This window comes from Mycobacterium mantenii (assembly GCF_001667865.1).
GTDB classification, from domain to species: domain Bacteria; phylum Actinomycetota; class Actinomycetes; order Mycobacteriales; family Mycobacteriaceae; genus Mycobacterium; species Mycobacterium mantenii_A.
Genome location: NZ_LZJP01000062.1, coordinates 1 through 646 on the forward strand (window position 1 = coordinate 1; position 646 = coordinate 646).

The 646-nt window shown below is 64.2% G+C and carries 2 pseudogenes; one reads left to right on the forward strand and one right to left on the reverse strand.

The features are described 5' to 3' along the window. Nucleotides 1–245 (reverse strand): annotated as a pseudogene (locus tag A5688_RS09865) (acetyl-CoA C-acetyltransferase); the annotation flags it as partial. Between the two features lie 133 nt (nucleotides 246–378). Here A5688_RS09865 and A5688_RS09870 point away from each other — a divergent pair. After that, nucleotides 379–646, forward strand: a pseudogene (locus A5688_RS09870) (acetyl-CoA C-acetyltransferase); the annotation flags it as partial.

Genomic DNA, 646 nt, shown 5'->3' on the forward strand with positions numbered 1-646 from the left:
CCCGGAATGGTCACCGGCCATCCAGCGGCCAACACGGCGAACCGCGCGATGTTGCTTGACTGATCACCGATTTGGGACACGCATCCCCAGATGACATCGTCGATGCTGGCGGGGTCGAGACCAGTACGAGTCATCAACGCGCTTAGCACATCGGCGGACATGTCCACCGGATGCGTCTGCGCCAGCGACCCGCCGCGCTTTCCGATCGCTGTTCGTACCGCATCGACGATCACCACATCGCGCATGCCCTCACCTCACCGTGAACTTGCCAATGGCACTCGACTGCTATCTAATCATCTCAAACAGTATCCTAAATGAGGGGATCGAGAGACCGTGAACCAGAGGCCGCTGGACCGGGACGCCGTGATCGTAGGTGCCGTGCGCACTCCGGTGGGGCGCCGTCACGGCGCGCTGGCCGGAATCGCCGCCGGGGAGTTGTCGGCATTGGTGTTGCGCGCCTTGGCCGATCGCACGGGCATCGACCCCGGCAGCATCGATGACGTCATCTGGGGTTGTGTCGGTCAGGTCGGTGAGCAGACTGGCAATATCGCCCGCCACGCGGTGCTGTCCGCCGTGTTGGCCGCTGGATGGCCGGTGACCATTCCGGGCACCACGGTCAACCGGGCCTGCGGATCGAGCCAGCAGG